Origin of the sequence: Halosimplex aquaticum (genome assembly GCF_028747785.1) — an archaeon.
Taxonomy (GTDB): Archaea; Halobacteriota; Halobacteria; order Halobacteriales; family Haloarculaceae; genus Halosimplex; species Halosimplex aquaticum.
Genome location: NZ_CP118158.1, coordinates 4,294,767 through 4,318,480, shown reverse-complemented (window position 1 = coordinate 4,318,480; position 23,714 = coordinate 4,294,767). Strand labels below are relative to the sequence as shown.

Annotated in this window: 28 protein-coding genes and 3 tRNA genes; 6 read left to right on the top strand and 25 right to left on the bottom strand. The window is 68.1% G+C overall.

Going from position 1 to position 23,714, the window contains the following annotated elements:
- Window positions 1-39: 39 nt before the first annotated feature.
- The 16 genes from PSC72_RS21310 to PSC72_RS21235 form a co-directional block, all read right to left on the bottom strand.
- The gene (locus tag PSC72_RS21310; protein WP_274323437.1) at window positions 40-492 is read right to left on the bottom strand and encodes a DUF5518 domain-containing protein; all 453 of its coding nucleotides are present in this window, start codon (window positions 490-492) and stop codon (window positions 40-42) included.
- 3 nt (window positions 493-495) lie between these two features.
- Window positions 496-876, bottom strand: coding sequence for a DUF5518 domain-containing protein (locus PSC72_RS21305; protein WP_274323436.1), 381 nt, complete (start codon window positions 874-876; stop codon window positions 496-498).
- Between the two features lie 76 nt (window positions 877-952).
- Complete coding sequence (locus PSC72_RS21300) at window positions 953-2,551, bottom strand: molybdopterin-dependent oxidoreductase (RefSeq protein WP_274323435.1); 1,599 nt, start codon at window positions 2,549-2,551, stop codon at window positions 953-955.
- 164 nt (window positions 2,552-2,715) lie between these two features.
- Complete coding sequence (gene rpsB / locus PSC72_RS21295) at window positions 2,716-3,498, bottom strand: 30S ribosomal protein S2 (RefSeq protein WP_274323434.1); 783 nt, start codon at window positions 3,496-3,498, stop codon at window positions 2,716-2,718.
- Window positions 3,495-4,700: a phosphopyruvate hydratase gene (gene eno / locus PSC72_RS21290; RefSeq protein WP_274323433.1), complete on the bottom strand. Its 1,206-nt coding sequence runs from the start codon at window positions 4,698-4,700 to the stop codon at window positions 3,495-3,497. The genes rpsB and eno overlap by 4 nt, the downstream gene beginning before the upstream one ends.
- A complete protein-coding gene (locus tag PSC72_RS21285; protein WP_274323432.1) occupies window positions 4,697-4,876 on the bottom strand; it encodes a DNA-directed RNA polymerase subunit K in 180 nt (59 codons plus the stop codon). Before PSC72_RS21285 ends, eno begins: the two co-directional genes overlap by 4 nt.
- A complete protein-coding gene (locus PSC72_RS21280) occupies window positions 4,873-5,073 on the bottom strand; it encodes a DNA-directed RNA polymerase subunit N (RefSeq protein ID WP_274323431.1) in 201 nt (66 codons plus the stop codon). The genes PSC72_RS21285 and PSC72_RS21280 overlap by 4 nt, the downstream gene beginning before the upstream one ends.
- 7 nt (window positions 5,074-5,080) lie before the next feature.
- Complete coding sequence (locus PSC72_RS21275; protein ID WP_274323430.1) at window positions 5,081-5,479, bottom strand: 30S ribosomal protein S9; 399 nt, start codon at window positions 5,477-5,479, stop codon at window positions 5,081-5,083.
- Window positions 5,473-5,910, bottom strand: coding sequence for a 50S ribosomal protein L13 (locus PSC72_RS21270; RefSeq protein WP_274323429.1), 438 nt, complete (start codon window positions 5,908-5,910; stop codon window positions 5,473-5,475). The genes PSC72_RS21275 and PSC72_RS21270 overlap by 7 nt, the downstream gene beginning before the upstream one ends.
- On the bottom strand, window positions 5,907-6,257 hold the full coding sequence (locus PSC72_RS21265) for a 50S ribosomal protein L18e (RefSeq protein ID WP_274323428.1): 351 nt from the start codon (window positions 6,255-6,257) through the stop codon (window positions 5,907-5,909). Before PSC72_RS21265 ends, PSC72_RS21270 begins: the two co-directional genes overlap by 4 nt.
- An 18-nt stretch (window positions 6,258-6,275) precedes the next feature.
- Window positions 6,276-6,360 (bottom strand) — tRNA-Leu (locus PSC72_RS21260).
- 165 nt (window positions 6,361-6,525) lie between these two features.
- Window positions 6,526-7,293, bottom strand: a complete 768-nt coding sequence (locus PSC72_RS21255; protein WP_274323427.1) for a DNA-directed RNA polymerase subunit D — start codon at window positions 7,291-7,293, stop codon at window positions 6,526-6,528.
- 2 nt (window positions 7,294-7,295) lie between these two features.
- Entirely contained in the window at window positions 7,296-7,685 is a 390-nt protein-coding gene (locus PSC72_RS21250) for a 30S ribosomal protein S11 (RefSeq protein WP_274323426.1), read from the bottom strand.
- Window position 7,686: 1 nt separating this feature from the next.
- Complete coding sequence (locus PSC72_RS21245) at window positions 7,687-8,205, bottom strand: 30S ribosomal protein S4 (RefSeq protein ID WP_274323425.1); 519 nt, start codon at window positions 8,203-8,205, stop codon at window positions 7,687-7,689.
- Window positions 8,205-8,732 (bottom strand): 30S ribosomal protein S13, encoded by a 528-nt coding sequence (locus tag PSC72_RS21240; RefSeq protein WP_274323424.1) that lies wholly within the window; start codon window positions 8,730-8,732, stop codon window positions 8,205-8,207. Before PSC72_RS21240 ends, PSC72_RS21245 begins: the two co-directional genes overlap by 1 nt.
- A 22-nt stretch (window positions 8,733-8,754) precedes the next feature.
- Window positions 8,755-8,839, bottom strand: a tRNA-Ser gene (locus PSC72_RS21235).
- Window positions 8,840-9,046: 207 nt separating this feature from the next.
- On the opposite strand from PSC72_RS21235, the gene PSC72_RS21230 reads away from it, so the two are divergent.
- Complete coding sequence (locus PSC72_RS21230; RefSeq protein WP_274323423.1) at window positions 9,047-9,337, top strand: hypothetical protein; 291 nt, start codon at window positions 9,047-9,049, stop codon at window positions 9,335-9,337.
- A 124-nt stretch (window positions 9,338-9,461) separates the two neighbouring features.
- Here PSC72_RS21230 and PSC72_RS21225 read toward each other — a convergent pair whose 3' ends face one another.
- Both PSC72_RS21225 and moaA read right to left on the bottom strand, forming a co-directional pair.
- A complete protein-coding gene (locus tag PSC72_RS21225) occupies window positions 9,462-9,845 on the bottom strand; it encodes a hypothetical protein (protein ID WP_274323422.1) in 384 nt (127 codons plus the stop codon).
- 92 nt (window positions 9,846-9,937) lie between these two features.
- A complete protein-coding gene (gene moaA / locus PSC72_RS21220; protein WP_274323421.1) occupies window positions 9,938-11,050 on the bottom strand; it encodes a GTP 3',8-cyclase MoaA in 1,113 nt (370 codons plus the stop codon).
- 130 nt (window positions 11,051-11,180) lie between these two features.
- Here moaA and PSC72_RS21215 point away from each other — a divergent pair, with 130 nt between their 5' ends.
- Complete coding sequence (locus tag PSC72_RS21215; protein ID WP_274323420.1) at window positions 11,181-12,254, top strand: ArsR/SmtB family transcription factor; 1,074 nt, start codon at window positions 11,181-11,183, stop codon at window positions 12,252-12,254.
- Between the two features lie 42 nt (window positions 12,255-12,296).
- Here the strand turns inward: PSC72_RS21215 and PSC72_RS21210 are convergent, their stop codons facing one another.
- On the bottom strand, window positions 12,297-13,025 hold the full coding sequence (locus tag PSC72_RS21210) for an archaeal proteasome endopeptidase complex subunit alpha (RefSeq protein WP_274323419.1): 729 nt from the start codon (window positions 13,023-13,025) through the stop codon (window positions 12,297-12,299).
- Window positions 13,025-13,753 carry an Ntn hydrolase family protein gene (locus tag PSC72_RS21205; protein ID WP_274323418.1) on the bottom strand — a complete coding sequence of 243 codons (729 nt, stop codon included), beginning with the start codon at window positions 13,751-13,753 and terminating at the stop codon, window positions 13,025-13,027. Before PSC72_RS21205 ends, PSC72_RS21210 begins: the two co-directional genes overlap by 1 nt.
- Window positions 13,754-14,236: 483 nt before the next feature.
- Between PSC72_RS21205 and PSC72_RS21200 the strand changes: the two genes are divergently transcribed.
- The gene (locus PSC72_RS21200) at window positions 14,237-15,280 is read left to right on the top strand and encodes an Mrp/NBP35 family ATP-binding protein (RefSeq protein ID WP_274323417.1); all 1,044 of its coding nucleotides are present in this window, start codon (window positions 14,237-14,239) and stop codon (window positions 15,278-15,280) included.
- A 26-nt stretch (window positions 15,281-15,306) separates the two neighbouring features.
- On the opposite strand, the gene PSC72_RS21195 is transcribed toward PSC72_RS21200, so the two are convergent.
- Window positions 15,307-17,724: a DUF2298 domain-containing protein gene (locus tag PSC72_RS21195; protein ID WP_274323416.1), complete on the bottom strand. Its 2,418-nt coding sequence runs from the start codon at window positions 17,722-17,724 to the stop codon at window positions 15,307-15,309.
- Between the two features lie 177 nt (window positions 17,725-17,901).
- Here PSC72_RS21195 and PSC72_RS21190 point away from each other — a divergent pair, with 177 nt between their 5' ends.
- From PSC72_RS21190 to PSC72_RS21180, 3 genes are all read left to right on the top strand, one after another.
- On the top strand, window positions 17,902-18,669 hold the full coding sequence (locus PSC72_RS21190) for a glycosyltransferase (protein WP_274323415.1): 768 nt from the start codon (window positions 17,902-17,904) through the stop codon (window positions 18,667-18,669).
- On the top strand, window positions 18,662-19,189 hold the full coding sequence (locus PSC72_RS21185) for a GtrA family protein (RefSeq protein WP_274323414.1): 528 nt from the start codon (window positions 18,662-18,664) through the stop codon (window positions 19,187-19,189). The genes PSC72_RS21190 and PSC72_RS21185 overlap by 8 nt, the downstream gene beginning before the upstream one ends.
- 69 nt (window positions 19,190-19,258) lie before the next feature.
- A tRNA-Met gene (locus PSC72_RS21180) sits at window positions 19,259-19,333 on the top strand.
- Between the two features lie 414 nt (window positions 19,334-19,747).
- On the opposite strand, the gene PSC72_RS21175 is transcribed toward PSC72_RS21180, so the two are convergent.
- From PSC72_RS21175 to PSC72_RS21160, 4 genes are all read right to left on the bottom strand, one after another.
- On the bottom strand, window positions 19,748-20,026 hold the full coding sequence (locus PSC72_RS21175; RefSeq protein ID WP_274323413.1) for a HalOD1 output domain-containing protein: 279 nt from the start codon (window positions 20,024-20,026) through the stop codon (window positions 19,748-19,750).
- 634 nt (window positions 20,027-20,660) lie between these two features.
- The gene (hpt, locus tag PSC72_RS21170; protein ID WP_274323412.1) at window positions 20,661-21,230 is read right to left on the bottom strand and encodes a hypoxanthine/guanine phosphoribosyltransferase; all 570 of its coding nucleotides are present in this window, start codon (window positions 21,228-21,230) and stop codon (window positions 20,661-20,663) included.
- 49 nt (window positions 21,231-21,279) lie between these two features.
- Entirely contained in the window at window positions 21,280-23,241 is a 1,962-nt protein-coding gene (locus PSC72_RS21165; protein WP_274323411.1) for a hypothetical protein, read from the bottom strand.
- Window positions 23,238-23,615, bottom strand: a complete 378-nt coding sequence (locus tag PSC72_RS21160; protein WP_274323410.1) for a hypothetical protein — start codon at window positions 23,613-23,615, stop codon at window positions 23,238-23,240. Before PSC72_RS21160 ends, PSC72_RS21165 begins: the two co-directional genes overlap by 4 nt.
- Between the last annotated feature and the right edge of the window lie 99 nt (window positions 23,616-23,714).

The window sequence follows — 23,714 nt, the reverse complement described above, 5'->3', positions numbered from 1 at the left end:
TCGCACCCGCGGGGAGTTAGGGGTTTCCGAACGCCGACGCTACAGCCAGCGACCCGGATCGAGGTTCCAGTCGGTGTGTCGGCGGGCCCAGACGCCCACAGCTCCACCGACTGCGGACAGCCCGACCGTGTACGCCAGGAACAGCGCCGCGACGAGACCGAGGAAGAGACCGTACGCGGGGGAGGACGGCGAGATGCCCACCCCGAGCCACGCGACCACCCGGAGCGCGGGCACCAGCACGAGCGCGAGCGGGAGGGACGCGAAGACGCCGGCGAGCAGCCCCAGACCGATCCCGCCGGGATACCCGGTCTCTCCGCGGAACGCGGCCGCGGCGCCCCCGGCGACCGGCGAGAACGGTATCACCGAGAGAGCGAGTGCGAGGAGTGCACCGTGGCCGGCGTCCCACAGCGGGCCGCTGCGAGCGTGGTCGGCAGTCGGTTCGAGCGTCTCCGGGCCGGAGCGGTCACCGTCGTCGCCCCGACCGGTCGCCATGGGTCAGAGGTCGACGTCGGTGTCGTACTTGACGTAGTTGCCGATCCAGCCGCCGAGCGCGCTCAGTCCGACGGTGTAGACGGCCAGCGCCACGAAGACGAACACCACGATCACCCCGCCGATAGCGAAGGGGAACACGCCCTCACCGCTCCCGACGGAGACGAATCCGAGGAAGCTGAGGACTAGGAATAGGACGGCGACCACCGGGACGAGCGCGATGGCGCCCGAGATGGCACCGACTTTCAGCCCGTCCGAACGAGTGCCGCCCTGGAAGTAGCCCGCCAGCGCCCCGCCTAACACCGGGGAGAAGGGGATGAAGCTCGCGGAAACTGCTGTCACGACCGCGCCCACGAGTGCGTTGAGGAAGGTGTTTCCTTCGTCCATGTCCACTCGTTGACCCACTGGGGGCTTAAAACTGCTACTCTGTTCGACAGGTAGTGCGCCCGCGGCGGCGTGACCCTCACAGCGAGACGGTCACGCCGTGCCACCCCGTCGATCCCCCGGGATGAGGACCGGTCTCCTCGCGGGTCTGGCGGTTCCCCTCGCCGTCGGTCGCGCGGACCACGACGTCTTTCGGCCCGGAGTCGGGCGACTCGGCGACCAGCCGGAAGCGCCGCCACGCGTGGGTGGAGGGCGGATCTTCGAGGGCCGCGTCCGCCCACGAGTCGCCCCCGTCGAGGCTCACCTCGACGCGGTCGATCCCGCGGCGGCCGGCGTAAGCCACCCCGCCGACGGCCACCCGGTCGCCGCGGCGCTGGACCGCGCGGACGGACGAGAGGGTGTTGACGACCGCTTCCTCGACCCAGCCGCGGGCCTCCCAGTACCCCTCGTGGTCGCCGGTGCTGACCTCGATCGCCTCGACCCACTTGGTCGACTTCATGCCGTACCGGCCGGGGATCAACAGGCGCGCCGGGAAGCCGTGTGCTTTCGGGAGGGTCCGCCCGTCCATCCCGACGGCGAGGACCACGTCCTCGCGGTCGCGGACGACCTCCCACGGGATCGCCTCGGTGTAGCCGTCGGCCGCCCGCGTCACGACGTCGACGGCCCCGTCGGCGACGCCCGCTTCCGCCAGCAACGCGCGGACCGGCACCGCTCGCCACTCGGCTGTGCTGATGAGGTCGCCGCCGACGACGTTGGAGATACAGGCCGTCGTGACGGTCATGTCGCGAGCCGCGGCGTGGGTGAGGAGCGCCGAGAGATCGAGTTCGAACGGCTCCGCGACGGCGCCGCGGACCGACAGCGACCACCGCCCCGCATCGACGTTCGGGTTCGAGACGGCCTTGTCGACGACGTAGTGATCGTCGGCGCTCCCGACCGCCGCGGGCATCCCCGTGAACTCGTAGCCGAAGTCGGCGTTGGTGTCGGCGACCGAGACCACCACGTTCTCTACCTCTCGACGGTTCTCGACGGCGCCCCGGTCGGCGACTGGCGTCGCCGCCGAACCCGAGTCAGGGGTGGTCGTCCCCGCGCGCTTCTCGGCGACCGCGTCGAGCGACTCGCCGGGGTCGGGACCCTCGCCTGTCCGCGTGCCGCCGATAGAGCGCGCCGCGAGTCCGCCGCCGACCGCGACGCCCGCGGCGCCGCCGAGGTTCCGGAGCGTGCGTCGTCGGCCGACGGTCGGCCGTCCTCCCTCGCGGAAGACGCGGAGGAGCGCCGGCCCCGCGAGCGCGATCGCCGTCGCGAGCGTCCACCGCCAGACGATCCCGTCGCCCGCCGCGCGAAAGCCCGCCGCGGTGAGTACCACGACGACCACAGTCACCGCACGGACGAGCAGCCGCTGCTGGCGGCGGTTCGTCCCGTAGCCCTCGGCGAAGGCGGCGATCCCGGCCGCGGTAGCGACCGCGAGGATCCCGATCCCGGCCATCAGCGCCGGCTGCGCCAGCCCGCCGAGCGTCTCGATGGCCACCGTCGCGACCGGGCCCGGTGCGACCTCGATCACGACCTGCGCGGCGACCGCGATCGGGTGCCCGCCCACGAGCGGCGCGACCGCGAAGATTCCGAGCAGCCACACCACCGCCGTCGCGCCCCACCGGAACGCCGCGCTGTCACGGCTGTCCATGCCACGCTCTCGGGACTGCGCGCGGTAATAGCTTGCGCGGCCGTCGGCGGTCGACTGGTTCAGACCAGACGTGACCGTCGACAGTTCGCGGCCGCGAACGATCGGCGAGTCGCGTCGCTGTTCGATGGGTAGTCTGCGAGACCGGAAATTCGGAAAAGCGGCCGTTAAATCTCGGTCTCGAAGTCGTCGAGCGAGTAGCTGGGCTCGGCGCCGCGCCGGTCCAGCGTCTCGTTGGCCAGCAGCCAGTAGACGACCGACAGGGCCTTGCGACCCTTGTTGTTGGTCGGGACGACCAGGTCCACGTTGGACGTCTGGTTGTTGGAGTCGCACATCGCGATGACCGGGATGCCGACGGTGATGGCCTCCTTGACGGCCTGGGCGTCGCCGATGGGGTCGGTGACGACCACGACGTCCGGCTCGATGTACCCCTCGTAGTCGGGGTTGGTCAGCGTGCCCGGGATGAAGCGGCCGGTGCGGGCGCGGGCGCCCACGGCGTCGGCGAACTTCTCGGCCGGGAAGCGACCGTACTGGCGCGACGACGCCACGAGGATCTGCTCGGGGTCGTAGTTCGCCAGGAAGTCCGCGGCCGTCCGGATGCGCTTGTCCGTCATGCTCACGTCGAGCACGTACAGCCCGTCCGTCCGGACGCGGTGGATGAACCGCTCCATGTCCTTGGTTTTCTGCTGGGTACCGATGTGGGCGCCTGCCGCGAGGTAGTCCTCGACGGGGATGAGGAGGTCTGCCTCGTCGTCGGGCATGACGTCCTCGTCGAGGGCCGGCCCCTCGTCGGCCTCGTCGGCCGCCTCGTCTTCGACTTCCTCGGCCACGTCGTCGGCCCCAGCGGCCGATTCCTCAGTCTCTGCCTCGGTGGCCGCTTCTTCCTCGTCGACCTCGGGGTCGACGTCGGATTCCGCGGCGTCGAGGCCTTCGTTTTCGTTTCCGCTCATACTGCGTTGTCCTCGATTCGGATGAGTTCGTTCAGCTTTGCGGTGCGCTCGCCGCCGACCGCGCCCGTCTTGATGAACGGGGCGTCGGTCGCGACGGCGAGGTGTGCGATCGTGGTGTCCTCCGTCTCGCCGCTCCGGTGGGAGACCACGTGGCCGTAGGCGTTCTCGACCGCCAGTTCGATGGCGTCGAACGCGTCCGACAGCGTCCCGATCTGGTTCGGCTTGATCAGGATGCTGTTGGCCGCGCCCTGCTGGATGCCGTCACCCAGCCGGCCGGTGTTGGTCACGAACAGGTCGTCGCCACAGACCAGGGTCCGGTCGCCGACCTGCTCGGTGAGGTCGGCGAAGCCCTCGTAGTCGTCCTCGTCGAGCGGGTCCTCGACGTACTTGAGGTCGTACTCGCGCACGAGGTCGGCGATGTACTCGACCTGCTCCTCGGTGGAGCGCACGCGGTCGGAGTAGACGTAGCCGCCCTCGTCCTCGTCGTACATCTCCGCCGCGGCCACGTCCAGCCCGAAGCGGATCTCGAAGCCGACCTCGTCGGCGACCGCTTTGGTCGCCTCGTCCATGATCTCGAACGCTTCCGCGTCGTCGATGGAGGGCGCCCACGCGCCCTCGTCCCCCTTGCCGCTGGGGACGTCCCGGTCGATCAGGATGTCGTGGACCTTCTGGTGGACCGCCGCGTTGGCGAAGATGGCCTCCGAGACCGACGGCGCGCCGACCGGCACCGAGAGGAACTCCTGGATGTCCGTCGCGTCCGCGGCGTGTTCGCCGCCGCCGACGACGTTCCCGAGCGGGATCGGGAAGGAGTTGCCCCGGAAGGTACCTCCGAGGTGCTGGTACAGCGGCATCCCGGCCACGCTCGCGCCGGCCTTCGCGGCCGCCATCGAGATGGCGACCGCGCTGTTGGCGCCGATCGACGAGAAGTCGTCGGTGCCGTCGGCCGCGTGCAGCGCCGCGTCGACCTCGCGCTGGTTGCCCGCGTGGACCTCCCCGACGAGTCGGGGCACCGCGTCCTCGCGGGCCTTCGCGATGGCCTCGCTGGCCGGCAGTTCGATGGCCTCGTACTCGCCCGTGGAAGCACCGCTCGGTGCGGCCGCGCGGCCGAAGCCGCCCTCCTCGGTCAGCACGTCGGCCTCGACCGTCGGGTTGCCCCGCGAGTCGAGCACCCGGCGCAGACGGACGTCGGTGACGAGCGTCACGCGTCCTCACCCCGCCGGACGGTGAATGGCAGCACGCCGGAGTCGTACTCCTCGGCGGCGATCAGGATGGGCTGGGTCTGCTCGCTGTCGACGAGGACCGGCGCCCCGTAGGCCACCTGCAGCGCTCGCGCGCCGATGATGCGTGCTTTCTCGTAGCGGTTGTACGACTGACTCATTGATAGGGTGCGACGATGTCGACCAGGTCCTTGTGCGAGACGAGCATCCGCCGGCAGCAGTGCCGTTCGACGCCGAGCTCGTCGAGGACCTTCTCCGGATCCTCTGGCTCGTCGGCTTCGCGGGTGCGAGCCTTGAACTCCTCCCAGTGCTCGCCGACGACGTTACCACACGTGAAACACCGGACCGGGACCATCATGGCGAGATCACCTGTAGGACTTCTGGTAACGGGCCCGTGCGCCGGGGCCGCCCCACTTCTTGGACTCGCTCTGACGGACGTCGTTGACCAGCAGCGACCGGTCGAACTCCATGAACGCGTCGCGGAGCTCGGCGTCGTTGGTGTGCTGGACGAGGCCGCGGGCGATCGCGGTGCGGGCCGCGTCGGCCTGCCCCATGACGCCGCCGCCCTGGACGTCCACGTCGATGTCGACGCCGTCGCGGAGCTCGTCGTCGGCCAGGCGGAACGGTTCGAGCATCTTCAGCTGTGCCAGCTCCGGCTCGGTCAACTCGACTGGCTGTGCGTTGATACGCACGCGGCCCTCGCCCTCGCGAACCGTCGCGCGGGCCACGGCCGTCTTCTTCTTTCCTGAGGTGTTCGTTACCATGTTTTGTTCGCTCCGATCGCCTCGCTCACCTCGCCGAGCGAGACGAACTTGATGTTCGATAGCCGGTCCAGCGACGTGCCCTCGAGCACCTCCCCGTCCTCGTCGTAGGGGTTACCCATGTAGACGCGGACGTTCTCGAAGGCCTCGCGACCGCGCGTGGTCTTGTAGGGCACCATGCCGCGGATGGACCGCTTCATGATGCCGTCGGGGCGCTTCGGGTAGGCCGGACCGCGGTCCGAACCGAGCTGTCGGCGCGTCTCGAACGTCCCGATGACGTCGTCTTCGCTACCGGTGATGACCGCGCGCTCGGCGTTGACGACCGCCACGCGCTCGCCGTCGAGCGCGCGCTCGGCGACCTGCGAGGCCACGCGACCGAGGATGCAGTCTCGCGCGTCGACGACCACGTCGGCGTCGAATTCGGCGAGGCTCATCGGATCACCCGTACGTCGGAACCGTCGGGGTTGTCTTCGAGTGCCTGTTCTAGCGTTGCTGCCTCGCCGACCTGGTCGATCTTCGTCCGGGCGGTCCCGGAGAAGTCGACTGCGGCGACGGTGACGTCCTTCTGCAGGACGCCACTGCCGAGCACCTTGCCGGGCACGACCACGGTCTCGTCCTCCTGGGCGTATCGCTCGATGCGGCCCAGGTTGACTTCGGCGTGGGTGCGCCGCGGACTCTCTAAGCGCTCGGCCACGTCGCCCCAGACGTCGCCGCCCGAGTTGCGGGCGGTCGCCTTGAGGTCAGCGATGAGGCTACTGAGTCTCGGATTGCTCTTGCTCATACGTTTCTCCTAGAAAAGTGCAGGGAGCAGGATTTGAACCTGCGGACCCCTACGGGACAGCGCCCTGAACGCTGCGCCGTTGGCCTGACTTGGCTATCCCTGCTCGCGATTCGTTGTTTCGTCGGCCCCCTCAAACCGCTTTCGATCCGGGCCCCGGATCGACCCTCCGTCCGCGCGTTTGCAGCCGGACGAGCGGGACGCTCGCGGCCGCCGGAGCACTCCGGCGACGGTATGCGAACGTCGTGGGTCTGAGGGGTGTCGTTCATCGTTACAGTTGAACCGATTCGCGCAGTTCGTCCGCGCGGTCCCGCAGCGAGTCGATCGCGCGGGTGACGAGTTCCTCGACCGTCAGCGACCCGTCGGTCTCCACGCTGAAGACGAAGGCGTTCGGAACGTCCTCGACCTCGACCTCTTTGCCGGGGTAGCGGTTCGTGAGGTCGTTGTCGAACTCGTCGGTCGGGATCAGCTCGCCGTCTTCCTCGATGACCCCGCGCAGGATGTGGGGGTCGTCGTCGGCGAACTCGCCTTTCTCACCGACCACGTTGACCCGCTGCAGGTGCCGGTAGCCGACGGCCACGCCGCCCTGATGTTTGGCGTGTTCGCGGCCGCGGTCGAGCACCGCGTCGGCCTCGACTTCGAGCCGCTGACCGTCCTTGAGGTCGATGATCGGAATGTTGTCGTCGGCGGGCTGGACCATCTCGTCGCTGCTGACGATGTCGCCCGAGTAGGCGGTCACCGTCTCGGTGGTCTCCTCACGACTCGGTCCCTCGACGTCGAGCGCCAGCGTCACTTCGTCGCCGACCTCGAACTCGCCTGCGGGCGTGGTCAGCGGCACCAGCCCGAGTCGGAGTCCGATCTGCTCGTCGAACATGACGCTCGAGTTCTCCACGACGCGCAGCTGGTCGATGGAGAACGTCGGGACGTCCGCGATCATCGCGCGGCGGATGCCGTTGGCGAACGCGGGGGTGATCCCCCGCACCAGGAACCGCGCGTCCCGGTCGCCGCGTTCGACGAACTCGACCTCGTAGTCCTGCATCGTTAGAATCCTGCGTTCTTGGGACCGCGAGTGCCGTCGTGGGGGATCGGGGTGACGTCCTCGATGCGACCGATCTCGAGGCCGGCTCGCGCCAGCGCTCGGATGGTCGCCTGCGCGCCCGGTCCGGGGTTGGTCTGCTGGTTGCCACCGGGACCGCGCACGCGGACGTGAACGCCCTCGACGCCCTGGGCCTGGACTTCCTCGGCGACGACCTCCGCCATCTGCATCGCGGCGTAGGGCGACGCCTCGTCGCGGTTCTGCTTGACGACGGTCCCGCCCGAGGACTTCGCGAGCGTCTCGGCGCCCGTCTCGTCGGTGATCGTGATGATCGTGTTGTTGAACGATGCGTGCACGTGGGCGACGCCCCACTTGTCGTCCTGTGTCTCGCTCATGTTATTGCTCCTCCGCGCGTTCCGGGTGCAGTTCGTCCGTCAGCGGGCTGTTCTCGTCGAACTCGACGGCGCCCTGCTCGTCGACGGTGATCTTCTTGGACGGGCGGGTGACGCGCTGCCCCTCGACCGTCACGTGCCCGTGACTGACGAACTGCCGGGCCTGGCGCGTCGTGTTGGCCAGCCCCTTCCGGTAGACGACCGTCTGGAGTCGCCGTTCGAGGATGTCCGTCACGTCGAGCGACAGGATGTCGTCCAGCGAGTCGGTCTCGTCGAGGACGCCGATGCGCTTGAGGCGACCGAGGAACTCCTCGGTCTCCTTGGCCGCGCCTTCGGAGTCGGTCTGGCCGAGGAGCTTCCGCGCCTCGCGGCGGTACGCGCGCAGTTCGGACTGAGCGCGCCAGAGCTCCTCTTTGTTCTTGAGGCCGTACTGGCCGATGAGGCCGGACTCCTCGCTGATCCGTTCGCCCTGGTAGGGGTGGTTGGGCGTCTCGTAGAACTTGGTGTTGCTACCGAGCGCCATTACTCCTCATCCCCCTCTGCTTCGGCGGCTTCAGCCTGCTCTTCCTTGATCGCCTCGACGTTGACGCCGATGGTCCCCTCCGAGCGGCCGGTGGACTTCGTGCGCTGACCGCGGACCTTCTGTCCGCGCTTGTGTCGGGCTCCCTTGTAGGAGTCGATCATCTTCATGCGGTTGATGTCCTGCCGGCGAGTGAGGTCGAGGTCGTTGCCGGTCTCGTGGGTGGTCTCGCCCGCGAAGAAGTCGTTCCGGTGGTTCGTGAGCCACTCGGGCGCCTCCTCGGCGAAGCCCTCCACGAGGTCGACGATCTCGTCGATGTCCTCCTCGTCGAGTTTCCCGAAGACGGCGCGGCGGTCGATGCCGGCCTCCTCGGCGATGATGCGGGCCGCGCGATGGCCGATGCCGTTCATGTCGGTGAGCGACCGCTCGACGGACTTCGTGCCGTCGAGGTCGGTCTGGCCGATTCGGACGAAATAGCGGATATCCTCCTCGTCATCCGCTCCGTCCGGGTCTTGGTCTTCTGCACTCATGTGTCTGTGATTCGAGTGTGAGCGTCGTGGCGGGGATTCGAACCCCGGAGGCTGTACGCCACAGAGTTAGCAACCCTGCGCCTTGGGCCAGGCTTGGCTACCACGACACGCACTTGCCGCGTGCGGTTGTATACTACCGCCCTCACGCATTCGGTCGCGTGGGACTCGGGACCCGGCGCCCCTGCACGAGCGTATCTGAATTACCTACTGGGCCCTATTTAAACGTCACGAAGTGCTCCCCCCGCGTGAACTCCTTGCACGGACCCGCCCCGTATCGGCGCCACTGCTTAGTCCGTTCGCGACGGAGTTCCGGTGTGACCGACAGCGACCGAGAGACGGTCGACCCGGCTGACCGCGAGACCCTCCGGCGACACCTCGAACGGTTCGCGGGCGCCGGATCCGTGGCCGAACGCGACGACGGCGCGTTAGTCGCCCAGTTCCGCGGCGTCACGCACGTCACCGTCCTGCCGGACGGTCGAGTCGAGACCGGTATGCCCCTCCACGAGTTCGCCGGCCGCCCCGACCGGCTCGTCTTCGACCACGAGGCCGGCGAACTCCGCGCGGAGCGCGGCGACGAGGTGTCCTACACGTTCCGCCGACCCTGATCCGGCCGAGAGACCACTCCGCCGGTCGGCCGGCCGCCGATGACGGGCTTCCGTCACGGCTACTGCGTCGACGCGTTCGCGGACGCAGCGGGAGAGGATGGCGTCGGGACGGGAGAGACGGCAGTCAGACCGCGACCCACGCGAGCGCGGTGGTCACGCCCGCGAGGACGGCGCCCGCGATCGTGAGCTTGGCGGCGTACTCCCGGTCCGCTCTGCGGTGGGCGGGGTCGCTCACCGCCCCGCTCGCCTCGCCGTCGCCGCTCGTCCGGAAGTCGTAGCGACTGAGCAGGGCGAGCCGGACGCAAAACCCGGTGGACGCCTGGATGGCCCACTCGAAACCGACGGCGAGCGGCGCGAAGACGCCGACGAGCAACGGTCGCGGGAGGAAGCCGCCAGCGACGGCCCCCACGTAGACGGCCGCCGCGGCGAAGGCCGCAACCGCGACGGCGAGACGCCGCTTGCGCTGTCGCCGACCGATGTTACACGACGCCGGCTGGTACGTGCTCACAGCGGATCGACGGTACTGAAGTCATTGAGGGTTTTGCACGCGGCAAGTCCGCAAGCGCGAAAATCGGGCGCCGCGCCGTCGGCGCGGTTCCGTCAGTCGTCGCTTCGAGCGGCGGTCTCGTCCGACGGCGGGTTGGTGTCGCCGTCGTCCGCCGGTGCGCCTTCGACGGGGTCTCCGCTCACCGATGCGTCCACGTAGTCGTCGTTGACGACCCACTCGCCGTCCACTTCGACCACGTACTCGCCGTAGAAGGGGACGCGGTTCGCGACCGTCTCGCGGAACGCCTCGCGGATCTCCGGCCGGGTCATCTCGCCCATCGGCCGGAGGTCGTCGTTGCGATTGAGACAGCCCTTCAGGTACCCTTCGTGCGTGACGCGCACGCGATGGCAGTTCGCACAGAACGTCGGGTTCTCGACGGGGTCGACGATCTCGACCATGCCCGCCCGGGACTCGTCGACCGCGCCGTCGTCACCCCGGAGGTCGTCGCCGTCGGCGTCGCTCCCCTCGGGAGTGACCCAGTAGCGCCTGCGGTCGTGCATCTCGCGGCGCTCGACGTGGGCTGCCTGCTCCGCTAGCCAGTCGTGCACGCGCTGGATGTCGATGGCCCACTCGGGGTGGCCGGCGATCTCCGGCATGTACTCGATGAGCTGGAGGCGCAGCCCCTCGTTCGCCGCGACGTGTTCGACCATCTCGGGGACGTAGCCGGCCGTCTGCTCGAAGACGACCATGTTGAGCTTGACCGGCGCCAGCCCCGCCTCCAGCGCGGCGTCGACCCCGTCCATCACGGCGTCGTAGGCGCCGGCCTGGGTGACCTGTTTGAACGTCTCCCGGTCGAGCGCGTCCTGTGAGATGTTCACGCGTTCGAGCCCGGCGTCCACCAGACTCTCGGCGCGGCCGGGGAGCATCGTTCCGTTGGTCGTCAGGGAGACCTCCATCTCGTCGGGCGTGCGGCGGACGATCTCCTCGACGTCCTCCCGCAGGAGCGGTTCGCCGCCGGTGAACTTCACCGAGTCGACGCCGAACTCCGCGACGACCTCCAGGAAGCGGACCACGTCGTCGGTCCCCATCTCGTGCTCGCGGGGCGCCATGGGGCCGCGGGTGTCGCCCAGGCCCTCGTTGTGGCAGTAGACGCAGTCGAAGTTGCACCGATCGGTCAGCGAGACCCGCACGCCACTCACCTCCCGACCGAACTCGTCCGCGAGCATACCGGCTCTTTCGGCCCGCCGGTAATAAGGCCGGTGCCCGTTCCAAGATTTCTGCACACCCGGTCACCCGCCGTCGCAGCGATCGCCACGGACGACAGGTTCAAACGGCCGTGGCACGCAGTACCGTGACATGACCGCCGAGCGACGCGACGCCACCCGGACCACCGGCGGGTCCGCGGACGAGCCGGCGACGGCAGTCGAGACGGACGCGACGGCCCCGAGCGACGTGTTCAGCGCCCTCGGTGGCGAGACGCGTCTCGACGTCGTTCGCGCGCTCGACGACGATTCGCCGCGCTCGTTCTCGGAGCTGTTCGACGCGACGGACGAGGACACCTCCGCCGGGTTCGCCTACCACCTCCGCCAGCTCACCGGCAGGTTCGTCCGACAGCGCGGCGACGAGCGCTACGAGCTGACAGACGCCGGTCGCTCGGCAGCGCGCGCTCTCAACGCGGGGACCTACACCAGCAGCGTCGACCGCGACCCCATCGAACTGGACGACGACTGCCCGTTCTGCGGCGAGACGGGACTGCGCGCCGACGCCGTCGACAACGTCACCGAGATCCGCTGTGCGCGCTGCGAGTCGCCGCTCTTGCGGCTGTCGTTCCCGCCGAGCGGGTACGCGAGCCACGACGCCGACGACCTCCCGGCCGCCCTCGACGCCCACCACCGCAGACGCATCGAGTCGTTCGGCGACGGCGTCTGCCCGGACTGCGCCGGGTCGGTCTCGGTGGGGGTCGAACCGGCGTCGATCGACGACCTACCGTCGCGCGACGAAGCGGGGCACGTCCCTGTGCAGACCGCCTTCGAGTGCGAGGCCTGCGGCGCGGCGCTGCGCTGTCCCGTCGCGCTCACGCTGCTGGACCACCCGGCGGTCGTCTCGTTCTACCACGACCACGCACGCGACGTGCGCGACCGGCCCATCTGGAACGTCGGCAGCGAGTGGCGCGAACGTGTGGTGTCTCGCGACCCGTGGTGCGTGGTCGTCAGCGTCAGACTCGACGGCGACGACCTGGTCTGCTACGTCGCCGGCGACGGCAGCGTCGTGGATCACCGGCGGACGGGTCACGACGACTCCAACGGAACTGGGAGCGCTTCGGATCCCGAATCTATCGGTGAGGGGGACGCCGAATCCGGCTCCGAGCGGTCGCCCGGTGGCGATCACACGCGGGGCGAGGAGAGCGGCACCGGAGGGGCCTCCGCCTGAGTGGGGCCGGAGAAGTTACTGCCTGAACCGGTCGGGCTGGTCTCAGGACGCCGACGAGAGGTCCGCGTCCTCAAGCGCGGTCGCGCGCCGATCGCGACTGAGCGCCTCGTATCCGCCCTCGTCGAGCACGGCGACGTCTATTTCCCGAGCACGTAGCCCGTCGTCAGTCCCCTCGTCGAGCGCCGACAGGGCGAGCGAGACGCCGGCGCCGCCGTCCGACTCGGCCGCGTATTCGGCTTCGAGGTGACTACGGATGGCCTCGCTTCCCTCACCGACCGCCGTCGCGCGCCACTCGGTCGGCGTCCCCGAGGGGTCGATCTCGTAGAGCCGCGGTTCAGATTCCACCACGCCGCCGACCAGCAGCGCCGCACCGAACGGCCGCGTCCCGCCGGTCTGGGTCGACTCCTGGATCCGGTCGGCGACGGCCTTCGCGACCGGTTCGACCGCCGGCGGCTCGCCGTAGCGCAACCGCTCGCGCTGGGCGAACTGCCGGCCGTAGTCGACCAGGCGGCGCGCGTCGGCGACGTGACCCGCCGACGCCATCCCCAGGCGGCCGTCTACGTCGTGGACCTTCTCGATGCTGGCCGGTTCCATCAGCGGCGACCGGGGCCGACCGTGGGCGGCGAAGACGACCGCGTCGTCGGCCGTCACGCCGACCACTGGGCTCCCGCGCTTGACCGCCTCGCGCGCGTATTCGACCTGATAGAGGCGGCCGTCCGGAGAGAAGACCGTCACTCCCCGGTCGTACGCCCGCTGGTCGTTCGACTGCATCAGGCCACCTCCCCGGTTCCGCCCGTCTCGCCGTGTTCGTCACCAGTGTGGGCGGTTTCGTCGAGGGCTTGGATCTCGACGCCGCCGCTCGTTATCGTCGCGACGGTCACGCCGTTCCCGCTGGCCGTGTCGCGCTCGCTCGCGGCTTCGACCGCCGCGACCGCCGCTTCGGTGGCTTCCGAGCGGCTCGCGTCGGGTTCGAACCGTCCTTCGAGGACGCCGTAGGCGACCTGCATCCCGCTCCCGCCGGCCGCGTAGGCGTCTTCCATGACGCTCCCGCCGCCGTCGAGTTCGTAGACGTGTCCGCCGGTGTCGTCGACGCCTCCGAGGATCGGTGCGACCGGGAGCCCGCGGAGGATGTGTCCCGCGGTCTGCGAGAGCGCCTGCATGGTCATCGGTTCCCCGCGTCGAGACTCGTAGAGGCCCGCCTCCGCGCGGATCGACCGGATCGCGTCCTGCGCGGGGCCGACCGAACCCGATATCGCCAGCGCCGCGCTCGGGTGGACCCGCGAAATCTTTCGGACGTTCTTGTTGGCGGTGAAGCGCCCGCCGAGGCTCATCCGCTGGTCGGCGGCCATCACCACCGCGTCGCTGGCGGTGACTGCCACGATGGTCGTTCCGGTGTCGAACGTCGGCGCGTTGGCATCTGCCGTCGTGCCGGTTACTCCGCAGTCGTCGGTCAGTTCGTGCAACGCCCCGCTTCCGGAGCCGAAGTCTGGCGGCGTCATCGACAGGGAGTCAGGGCGGTGTGTAGAAATATGTTAGCTAAAGAATATTTTAGCCAGGAGGTCGGACCCAGGGTCGTTCCGTCATCGACAGCAGAGACGAACGATGTGGACTTCGCTTTGCATTTCGCGTTCGGTTCGACCTGCGAACTGAGCGTCCGGGTAACGCGTTCGCTCGGCGCGCGGAGCGTGCCGGTCCATCGGACGTACGCTCACTTCGTTCGCTCACGTCCGGCCTTTTTCACCCGTGTTTTCGACGGGGTGAGACGCGAGCCGGCAGACTCGCGCCGATGCTCCGTTAAAAAGATGGCTGATTGAAGCATACGCCGAGCGGAGCGAGGCGTTTCACCGGTCGCGACCGAAGGGAGCGTCCGGCGGCCTTTTTCACCCATGTTTTTGGCTCGGGGGGTCGCCGCAGGCGACCCCCCGAGCGAAAAAAAAGATGGGGTCACAAACCTTTTCGCTCGGAGCGACGGAGACGGGGGTATGGACGAAGACGACGTGCTCGACCTGCTCGGGACGGTCGAGGACCCGGATCTGGGCGACGACATCGTCTCGCTGGGGCTGGTCAATTCGGTCGAGGTCACGGACGACGAGGTTCGCGTCTCGCTGGCGCTCGGGGCGCCGTACTCGCCGACGGAGACCGACATGGCGGGCGCGGTCCGCGAGGCGCTGTCGGGCCTCGACCGGTCGATCGAACTCGACGCGGACGTGGACAGCGGACTCATCGCCGAGGGATCGGTGCTCCCCGGCGTCGAGAACGTCATCGCGGTGGCCTCGGGGAAGGGCGGCGTCGGCAAGAGCACCGTCGCGGTCAACCTCGCGGCCGGGCTGGCCCAGCTGGGCGCCCGCGTCGGACTGTTCGACGCCGACGTGTACGGCCCGAACGTGCCGCGGATGCTCGACGCCGACCAGCAGCCCCAGGCGACACCGGAGGAGACGCTCGTCCCGCCGGAGAAGTACGGGATGAAACTCATGAGCATGGACTTCCTGCTCGGCGAGGACGACCCCGTGATCTGGCGCGGGCCGATGGTCCACAAGGTGCTCACCCAGCTCTGGGAGGACGTCGAGTGGGGGAGCCTCGACTACATGGTCGTCGACCTGCCGCCGGGGACCGGCGACACGCAACTGACGCTGCTCCAGAGCGTCCCCGTCACCGGCGCGGTCATCGTGACGACGCCCCAGGAGGTCGCCATCGACGACGCGCGGAAAGGCCTGGAGATGTTCGGCGAGCACGAGACGCCCGTGCTGGGCATCGTCGAGAACATGAGTTCGTTCCGCTGTCCGGACTGCGGGAGCGACCACGCCATCTTCGGCGAGGGCGGCGGCGAGGCGTTCGCCGCGGACGCGCAGATGCCGTTCCTCGGCGAGATCCCACTGGACCCGGCGATCCGCGAGGGCGGCGACGCCGGTGAACCGATGGTGCTCGACGAGGACAGCGAGACGGGCGAGGCGTTCCGCTCGTTCGTCAGGAACGCCGCGAACAACCAGGGGATCGTCCACCGGCGTCGCCACGCGGACCGGCGTTGACTGCGGCCAGGCGTTGAAGGCGGACGCTATCCGTTCTTCCCGGGATACTCCAGGGCGCTCTGGTCGACGCGGTAGACGACCACGTCGCCCCACTGCTTCTCGACGCTGACGCCGGCCATCGACTCGAAGGCGGCGAGGTCCTCCGCGGAGTACTCCCCGCGCTCGTTCGTCCCGACGTAGACGTACTCCACGTCGTAGCTATCGAGGTAGTACGCACGCTGTTCCGGCGTCCCGGTGTAGATGGTGTCCGCGTGGTCGGCGCGCGTGCGGTACACCTCGGCCCCGCGGTAGCCGATCTCGTGGGCCCACCCGGCCAGCGTGGGGACGCCCGTCAGACTCGACACGGGGTTCGTCCACCGGTACATCTTCGCCCCCCTGCCGGGTGCGGAGACGATGTTCGGCTGGCCCTCCAACTGGTCGAACCACTGGATGGCCGCGTACTCGTCGGGGTGGCTGTCGGTGACGAAGTCCAGTGCGTCCAGGGTCGGGTCCTCGGGGTGGTTGGGGTACGTGTCTGCGTCGAAGTGCGCCGAGAGCGCGAACGCCCCGTACAGCGCGGTCGAGACGACGAGCAGGACCGCCAGGGCACGGAACGCCGACTGCCAGCGGTCCCCGGAGAGCGCGAGCGCGGGCGAGTGGTTCTCGACGAGGTGGGCGAGGACGGCGCCGGCGGCGACTGCCCAGAGGATCCACACGTCGGCGTACGTCTTGAACACGGTGTTCATCCGCCCGGGACCGGCCTGCTCTTTGACGTAGACGAACTCGACGATGACGACGATCCCGGCACCGGCGACGATCAGCAGCGTCTCGAACCCGACCACGTCCCGAAGGCGCTCCACGGTTCCGGCGTCTCCGGAGGCCGCCGACGCGTCAGTCGCCGTCCCGCCGTCAGTCGTCGCTCGCTGTCCGGCCCCGGTTGCTCGGGAGGCGACGCGGTGCAGGGCGTCGGCCTGCGTCCGGAGGAGGACCCACCCGATGGCGATCACCGGGCCGAGGAGCGCGAGTGCCGCCGACGACCCGACGATCCAGGCGATCACGATACCGACACCCAGGAACACGAGGACCTCGCCTGCCTCGTCCGACTCGACCTGCGGGACGGCGTGACGGGCGAGGTAGAGGGCGAAGGGGACCACGAACGCGCCGTGGACGAGCAGCAGTTCGCCGAGCGAACTCCTGTCCGTCCAGATGGCAATCGACCTGCCGCCGCCGCTGGCGGTCCCGAGCCAGAAGGGGAGCGACCAGAGGGCGCCGAGTACGACGACGGAGACGGCACCTGCGAGCGCCACCCCGTGGCGGGCCAGTTCGCGGTGCCAGTCTTCCCGTCGTGGGATACGGTCACCGAGCGCGGCCGGCAGCAGCGAGACGGGGTCGGCGGGCGCCAGCGCGAGCGTCAGGAACGTCAATCCGCCGACTGTCGGGAACGACCAGGTGTTGACGACCGCGAGCAGGCCCGCCAGCGGCGGCACGAGTGCGAACACGAGCAGGCGCCGGCGCGTCCGCTCCCCCTCCGGCGTGCGGTAGTAGCTGAACAGCAGCGCCGCGGTCAGCAGGACGAACGGCGTGCTCATCATGTGGGCGTGCATGTCGCCGTTGAGCCAGGCGAACAGCGGGAACTCGTTGATCGTGCTGTATCCCTCGTCCCCGATCACACGACTCGCGTCCCAGTAACTGAACCCCGCGGGACCGTCCGCAGCGAGGTTGGTGATCTCGAAGCCGAACGTCGACGCCAGGAACGATCCGATCCCGTCCGGCAGGAGCCAGACGAGGAAGCGACCCGCGGTCGAGAGGTTGCTGGCGAAGCCGACGAAGAACGCGCCGAACGCGCCCGCGCGGACGCGCGAGATATCGCGACTCGCCGCGATAGACCCGGCCAGCCCGTAGGCAGCGGTGACGAGCATCCCGAAGAAGCCCGCGAGCGCCAGGTTGTAGGCGAACCGGGCCTCGGTCCCCGTGATCTTCGTGAGCAGCGCCGCGATCAGGTGGCCGCCGTAGTAGTACTTCACCGGGCGACCGGCGAACCACATGTCTTCCGGGGGGAGCGCGTCGGCGCGGAGGAGCGACTGCAGGAGGCCGAAGTCGAGGAACTTCTCGCCGCCGCCGGGGTGGACCCCCGCGTCGACGGCGCGGATAGCGATCAGAAACAGGAACGCGAGGGTGAAGACCGCGGCCGCTTCGCCGTAGCGCCGCCGATCGAACTCAGCGCCGCGGTAGACGGCCACAGCGGCGGCTGCCGCCAGCACGGCGAGGCCGACGAGCAGCCCGGCCGTCAACGAGACGTGTCCGACGAGGTAGGCGACGATCCAGGGGACGGCGAGCGCCGTCGGGAGTGCCACGCCGGCCCCGCGGTCGGCGAGGCGCGGGAACAGTACCGCCGCCAACGGCATCCCCACCGCCATGAAGGCGAGGTAGGCCACGAGCCACCAGAGGACGAGACCGTACTCCATTACCAGAGTGGCCGTCTCCGTGGCCTATACCTCTTGTGGACCGGTTGACCCCTCACCGACGAGGGCGCCCACGGACGCGCCACGATAGCGTCGTATCACGGCGGCCCCGTGGAGCGGGGCGCCGTCGATTCCGAAGTTCCGAACAGTTTTTACTCGCTCCGGTGGTCACAACAGGCAATGAGTGCGACCGTCGGTATCGTGGTCCCCGCCTTTCGACCCGACGTCGATCGCCTCGCCTCCTACGTCCGATCGCTCGACGCCGAACTCGACCCCGAGACCATCCGCATCGAGCTGGACGACGCCGAGGAGCGGGTAGCAACTGCCCTCGCGGACCTACCCGCGACGGTCAGCGTCTCCCCGTACCGCCGGGGGAAGGGGGCTGCGATCACCGCCGGGTTCGAGAGCCTGGAGACGGACGTCCTCGGATTCGTCGACGCCGACGGCAGCACCGCTCCCGAGGAGTTCGCGGACGTGCTCGCCGCCATCACCGACGGCGCCGCCGACGTGGCCGTCGGGTCGAGACGACACCCGGACTCGGAGATCACCAGCCACCAGACGTTCGCGCGCCGGTTCCTCGGCGACGGATTCGCCTGGCTCGCCCGTCGGATGCTCGACGCCGACCTCTACGACTACCAGTGCGGCGCGAAAGCGATCACCGCGGAATCGTGGGACGCCGTCCGCCAGCACCTCTACGAACCGGGCTTCGCCTGGGACGTGGAACTCGTCGCGATGGCGGGCGCGCTGGAACTCGACGTGGCCGAGGTACCCATCACCTGGGAGGACCAGCCCGGGTCGACCGTCTCCCCGGTCCGGACGTCGGTGCGGCTGGGTCGGGCGCTCGTCTCCTCGCGCCACCGGGCCAAGCAGATCCGCAACAGCCGCGTGCACAACGCCATCGCCGCGACCCGCGAGGACCCGACGGCACTGGTGGAGAGGAATGACTGACGGGAGCGGGACAGTCAGGTCTCGACTGGCGTCGCTAGTCTCGGGGATCCGGTTCGGCAAGTTCGTCTCGGTCGGCGTCGTCGGATCGGTCTGCGACACGGCCGTGCTGGTCTTCCTCTCGGATATCGTCGAGGCGCCGCCCGTGCTCGCCTGGGCCGCGGGCGTCGAGACGGCGATCCTGGTGATGTTCCTCATCAACGAGAACTGGACGTTCGCCGACCACAGCGAAGGCGGTCGCGAATCGTTCCTGTCCCGGCTGAAACGCTCGCACGCGGTCCGCGCCGCCGGGGTGACCACGCAGTTCGTCATCTGGTGGAGTATCTACAACCCGCTGTACGTCGATCTGAGCTTCGGCGACGTGGCGGTGCTGTCGAGCGCGGCCGGCGTCGTGGGGCTGGCGTCGGCGCTGTCCGGGCTCGACCTCTGGTTGCTGGTGGCCAAGGGGACCGGCGTCGCGGTCGGGATGGTCGTCAACTACGTCTTCGAGAGTCTGTTCACCTGGCAGGTCCACGAAGAGTGACCGCGCTACTAACTCACGGACGGCGAGCGAATCACAACCCTTAATGGATGGTCGCCGGTATGAATGGGTAGCGGGATGGGATAGCCAGGAGATTCCGGCGGGCTCATAACCCGCAGATCGGTAGTTCAAATCTACCTCCCGCTACTTCTTGCGACTTCACACCGTCAGCGAGGCGTTCCATCGCCGAGCGATTCGTGAAGTCGTAGAATAGCCAGTAGATTTGAACCCTGGCAGTCGCGCGCAGCGAGCGGAGTGAGCGAGCACGTCTGCCTCCGGTTCAAATCTACCTCCCGCTATCATTCTACGACGCGTTCCCGCGAGGCGTTTCATCGCTGAGCAATGCGAACGTGTCGTGGTTATCGTCCGGAGTAGATTTGAAGTAGACAACGAGGGAGCGAAGCGACCGAAGTGGGCGTAGTTCAAATCTACCTCCCGCTATGATTTTGCGGACGCAACGACGAGGAACGAAGTGACGAGTCCGGCGGACACGAGGGGGTACCGTCGCTCAAGAGTCGCGAGCGGCGACAGGGGGTACGTCGGAGACCGCCGAGCGGGTTCTCAGGCGAACGACCGCAACTGGATGAGGCCGTCGCTCGTCACGACTACTTCGTACCCGAGGTACTCGAAGGAGAGCGTCTTCACGGACGAGCCGCCGGCGTCGCGGAGTCCGTTGAGGATGTCGGGGTCGATGCTGTCACGGAGCGGCGGGAGCGACTCCGGATCGGTCCCTAACTCGTCGGCGATCGCCGTCAGGACTATCGTCCCGAACTCCTCGTCACGCGAGGGTCGGGCCTCGATGACCACGTCGGTTCCACGGTCGTCGTCGAACTGGTTCATGTGTGTGCCTGTCTCTGGGTTCGCGTTACGCCGGCACGCGAGGGCCACCCCGGGCAGCGTCGCCACTCTCGCTGGGAAACGCTTTTATCGGCGGGGGGAGAAGGTCGACATGTCCTACCAAGCGCCCTTCTCCGCGCGCTCGTGTCTCTAGCGACGGCCATACCACCGACTGGGTTATTAGCTTTATTCTGTAAACACGAGAGGTCTCGTGATAGTAAACGAATAGAAACCGCGCCGTCTCTCGATTCGCCGAAATCGTACAACGTTTCTCCGAACTGTAATACGGAGGGGTCCCCGGCGACCACGTCGAGCGCCGAGTAGCGAGGGATCCCCTTCGAAACGCCCTGGAGACCCGTCGGAGAGTCGATTTGCGTGGCGCGGTGATCGATCGGAACTGCCGTCGAAACTGCGGTGGAATCTGGCGCGCGCACCCTACCGAGCGACACCAGGTCGAGGAACCACCGTTCGAATGCGTCCGTATAGCGTCTCCGGAGCGACGGCCGAGTTCGAGTAGACTGCCGGGCTTGCCCGAACGAAAGCTCTGGGGCCGGTGCATCCGACAGAACGTACGGGGCGTTCGCCGGCGACGCTACCTTGCGGGACTGAAGTGGCAGGACGGACGAGACGGCCGGAGTCAGCCGTCGCCCTGTTCGTCGACGATGACGACCTCGCCGTCCTCGACGACGACGTTGATGAGCGTCTTGGCGTCGTAGCCGGCGTCGGCGAGCTTGTTCTGCCCGTCGTCTTTCTTGATGACGCAGACGATGTCGACGATGTCGGCGCCGATCTCCTCGAGCGCGCCGGTGATCCCCGAGAGCGTGCCGCCGGTCGAGAGCACGTCGTCGAGGACCAGCACGCGGTCGCCCTCGTAGACGTCGTTGACGTACATCTCCGACTCGGAGTAGCCGGTCACCTGCGAGAGCGCGACTTCCCCCTCCAGTCCGTACTGGCGCTTGCGGACGACGACGATGGGGATGTCGGTCATCAGCGAGACGGCGGTGGAGATGTGGATGCCCATCGCGGCCGGGGTGACGATCTTGTCGACGTTTTCGAGCTCGGCCTTCCGGATGATCTTGATGACGATCTCGCGGAGCAGTTCCGGCCGGAGCATCGGGACGCCGTCGCTGATCGGGTGGACGAAGTAGTGATACCCCTCTTTCTCGACGATCGGGGCGTCGAGTAGCGACTGCTTCAGACGATTCATGCCCGGTGAATGGAAACCCGGGGGGAAAAGCCTGACTAGCTCGGTCCGGTCAGGCCGTCGACAGCAGGTCGGCGAGCCAGTCCACCATCGGAAGCGCGTACGGGCCGTACTGGAAGTAGACCAGCGCCGAGAGGACGACGAGGTTCGTCCCCAGTGCGGCCGCGAGTGCGCCGATGACAGCCGTCACCCTGTCGAAGCGTTCGTCGAACGCGCTCGCCGTCGCCGCCAGCGCGAAGGCGGCTGCAACCGCGAGCCCGACGACCGCGTGCAACTGGAGCGCACCGCCGCGTCCGACTGCAGTCGCAGTCACGGCGACGAAAAGCAACTGCGCGCCCAGTAGGACGCCCCCGAGATACGTCCACGCGACCGTTCGGCCGTACTTAGCGATGCCGCGACGGACCGAACGCTGTCGAACGACGCCGTAGACGGCGAGGGGGTACAGCGGGAGGAGGTAGCGGACAGTGACCTGCGCGTAAAGCGGCAATCGGTGGATGTATACCAGATAAAAAAGCATGGCAGCGGCGACGACGAGCGCGTCAGTGGCCCGTTCGGGCGATCGGACGAGAGACCTCGCCGAGTCGAGTAGACGACCCGAGTAGGATTGCACTGACCTGCTAGAACGCCCCCTGGTGATCCGGTTCGCCGCGATTCCGACGGTCCCGACTACGCCGGCGACGATGGGAGCCGACTCGACGACCGTCAGGTTGATCGCTTGCAGATTGTCACGTGAACCCACGGACGGGATGTACCCTGCACGAATGAAGGTCTGAAATACGTCGTCTGGTCGGTTAACCGTAGCGTGGAGCCCCTGGACGAAGGGAACGAAAACCAGGCTCAGTCGCTGTGCCATCTCGCTGAGCGCCGAACCGAAAACGGGGGGTACTAGCCCTGATCCTCCCCCGGTGCTACCACCGCCCGAGCCAGAGCCGGCACCAGATCCGGATCCTGAGCTGAACGTCGAATCGCTGGAGAGCTCCCCGAACTGGTCGAGCATCCGCGGCGGTCGAACGGGGTCACCGGAGATGAGCGTGTTCGTCAGGAAGAACGGGAGCATCGAGACGAAAAACGTTGCGCCGATGATCACGAGGGCACGACTGTCGTTCGACGGGGCCGTCGGTACGTCGACGAGCACGAGCGCCAGGAAAACGACGAATCCCTCGCCGGCGTGGATCCAGGTCAATAGACCGACGAATGCGTACGCCAGCGCGCGAAATCCGGTCGGGGAAAGGAGCGCCTCGTCGATGACCTCTTCGCGACTCCGGTAAAACGCGTAGACGACGCCGAGCAGTAATGCGACGACGTACACGTGGCGCTTCGGGACGGAGGCCCAGAATCCGACCGGAGTTGCGAGGACGACGGCAACCCCTGTGACCGTACCGACGCGGCGGTCGTGCATCCGTGTGACCAGTCGATACCCAGCACTCGCCGCGAACGCAGTCGCCACGACGGCACTGAGCTGGAGCGCCGCGAGCGGTAGCAACTCCACCGAGAGCGGTTCGGCCAGGTACGCGTTGAGCGCGAACGTCGAAAGCCCCCCGGCCGCACCGAGGACGGACAGTGTCGACGGTCGGTCGACGAGTCGGCCAATCTGAACCGCGAGCGCGAGCACGAGCAACGACCAGAGCGTCGTGAAGACGAGGCCGGGATCGGCTACTGACGCCGTCGACCGAAGGGCCCAGAGGAACGGCACGGCGAAGGCGACCTGTCCGTAGTTGCGGCCGTAAAGCCGCCCCTCGTTGACCTGCATCCCCGGTGATTCGAGCGTCCCGTAGACGGCCTCGTCGACGACCAATCGACCGTCAGCGAGCGCGACCAGTGCGTTGGCGAGCGTGTAGTTGTCGGTGATGAAAAAGCCGATCCGCCAGGTAAGGCCGAATACAACGAGCGAGCCGAGGAAGATCACGAGGCCGAGGCGGTCACCGACGGCCACACGGAGAAGCAGTTGCGAGGCATCTCGAACCCGTTGGCGCGGGGATCCCAGATCGAGCGCCCGTCCGGCCCCAGTGCTCATTTCGCGACCTCCACGGCGATAGATTCGTTGTAGAGCATGAGCTTTCCGTCGCCGGTTCGCATCACGATAGAGAGTCTCGCTTCGTACTCCTCGGGCGGCGAAACGTCGCGGGATATCGCGTCGCTGAGCAACGAGAGTTCGACCCATCCCGTTTGGCCGTCGCTCAGGAAGTGCGTGGTCGACCGCGAGTAACCGAATTCGGGGATCTCGATACCGTACGCGACGGTCGGCTTCCCGGAGATCGACGTCACGTGGATCCGGGCGTCGGGGACGTTCAGGTAATACGTCTCCGACTGGTACTCGCGTTCGATCGTCGCGGACGCGGGCGCATCGATGCGGTCGACACTCGCGTTCCCTTCCCCCAGCCCCGACATGTCGTACCTCGGGGTCGTCAAGTCGATGACCCCGATAGCCGGCCCCGAGAAAAGTGTGACGCCGAGAATCACGGTCGCGGCGGCATACACGATCGCTCG